We start from the raw sequence: 2,125 nt of genomic DNA, 5'->3' as shown, positions 1-2,125 counted from the left end.
TTTCTAAGGGTCGACTAATTAAAGAACTGGAAAATAGTTATAACTGAAAAAAAGCCAGCAGGTAACAATGGTATAAAAACAATGCTTAATTTGGTGCAAAATCGAAGCAGGCACAGTTTTTATATAAATCGTTGGTAACAAGTTCAACAACTCGTCGCTAAATTTCAACAATTCGGAATTTTAATTAATCTAAAACAGAAAAATAAGCTGACATTCGAAGAAACCAACCAATTTAAAACGAAGTGGAGGCAACGATTAAAATCTTAATTTATATTCATGCATTTTTCGGTGGGATTGGACTTATTACAGGAATTGGAAGTATTTTAGTTGTAAAAGGTGGATTATTTCATAAAAGGTTAGGGAGAATATTTTCATATTCTATGGTCATAAGTTCTTTAATATCATTGATTGTTGCTCGAATGCCTAACCACGAAAATTTATTTCTATTTCTAATTGGAATATTTACTATCTATATGGTTTTAGCGGGAAATAGAGCTTTAACTTTGAAACATGAACTAAAAAATAAAGCCGATTTGGTGGATAAAACCATTTCTGGACTTATGCTTCTTGCCTCAATTATAATGATTACGATTGGGATTTTAGGAACTATTCAAAATATTGATAATTCAATTCTCTATTTATTTTTTGGAGGTTTCGGAACATTTATGACCTTAAAAGATTTTCAAACTTTTAAAAATTTCACACGAAACAGAAATGCTTGGTTGAAAAGCCATTTAGGTCGAATGATTGGAGCTTTAATTGCATCTATAACTGCCTTTATGGTCGCTGGTCTAAGTATCGGAACTTTAATAATATGGATCTCACCAACAATTTTAGGAACATTATATATTATATATTGGAACAGAAAACTAAAAATAAAAACTGTTGCCAATAACTAAGCGTTCGTGAAACCAAGAAAGAAAACAACTAATCCGACAAGTCCGCATCCCTACCCCCGCAACTTGTATTAACCGAGAACGTTGTGCCGCATGTAAAACTGCTCATCAGAGTTCAATTTAACTGTAATTGGAAAAAATTAATACAGCTGAAATGGGTTCTTGCAACGTATAGGAAAAAAGAATAGCGTTTTGAATTAAAAAATTAGTATGAATAAGAAAAAATTAACTTTTGGTATTTTGTCGTTTCATTTCTACTACTAGTAGTGATGTTAAGTATCGAAAAGTTTTTCTTTATCAAGATTGATAACATGATGTATTACATCTTAATAGGTACAGCTTTGGCTGCGTTAGGGAATTATATAGTAATCCAGATTCAAATAAAGAAAAAGGAAACAAGTTAATAAATGGACAAAAAATGAAAGTCTGGAAATATATGGATAGTGATAATTCAAATTTATAAGTAAAATCCGATGACTAAAAAATTGATTCTCGCTATAATTACTATAACTATAGTATCAATACTAAGTGTAAATGCACAGAATGATAATTTGAAAGATTGGGTGGAAGGTGGCAAAGTTGAAAATAAAAGCTACTATACAGAAATTCCATTTCAATACATAGACGGATATATTTTTATTGAAATTACTCAAAACGAAAAAAAATATAACTTTTTATTTGATACTGGTGCTGAAGCTACAATAATTGATAAATCTATAATAAACGAATTTTCATTTAAAAGATTATCACAAGTAACCGTTGGAGGGCCAATTATTGATACTGAAGATTTACAAAAATTAGTAATATCAAAGATTAATATTGCCGAAATTACCTATAATAATATAGGAGCAGTAAGTACAAATCTTGCATTTTCCAAAACTAAATTTTGTGATAAATTACACGGAATTATCGGAAGTAATCTTATCAAAAAATCAAAATGGCAACTTGATTATGATAACGAAATAATTAAAATTTCAAACGACTTGAAATCTTTTAATATCGGAACTCCAAAGTTTGTGTTAAATACTAAATTACCGGCCAGAGGATTTGGTACAGAAACAATTGATATTACTATAAACAAAACTACTTTACCTTTTAATATTGACACCGGCAATGGAAGAAGAAAATTTGTTGCTAATCCTAAATACTTCAAAAAAGTAATTAGGAAAAGTGATGCCGATGAATACGGTTTTCCTAAATCAGATAAAGATTTTTAGAGGTCAGTATTT

2 protein-coding genes are annotated in these 2,125 nt (G+C 29.4%); both read left to right on the top strand.

Annotation, left to right across the window (positions count from 1 at the left end):
- Positions 1–242 precede the first annotated feature (242 nt).
- On the top strand, positions 243–899 hold the full coding sequence (locus tag RM529_RS16985) for a hypothetical protein (protein ID WP_311485939.1): 657 nt from the start codon (positions 243–245) through the stop codon (positions 897–899).
- Positions 900–1,369: 470 nt separating this feature from the next.
- Positions 1,370–2,113: an aspartyl protease family protein gene (locus RM529_RS16980; protein ID WP_311485938.1), complete on the top strand. Its 744-nt coding sequence runs from the start codon at positions 1,370–1,372 to the stop codon at positions 2,111–2,113.
- Positions 2,114–2,125: the final 12 nt, after the last annotated feature.

It is taken from the genome of Autumnicola edwardsiae, from assembly GCF_031846505.1.
GTDB lineage: Bacteria > Bacteroidota > Bacteroidia > Flavobacteriales > Flavobacteriaceae > Autumnicola > Autumnicola edwardsiae.
Note: the sequence above shows the minus strand (reverse complement) of the source record. Positions and strands in the feature narration are given on the sequence as shown.

Bases quoted from the DNA above. Each gene is read 5' to 3' on its own strand.
- RM529_RS16980 (WP_311485938.1), top strand. From the start codon at position 1,370: ATGACTAAAAAATTGATTCTCGCTATAATTACTATAACTATAGTATCA.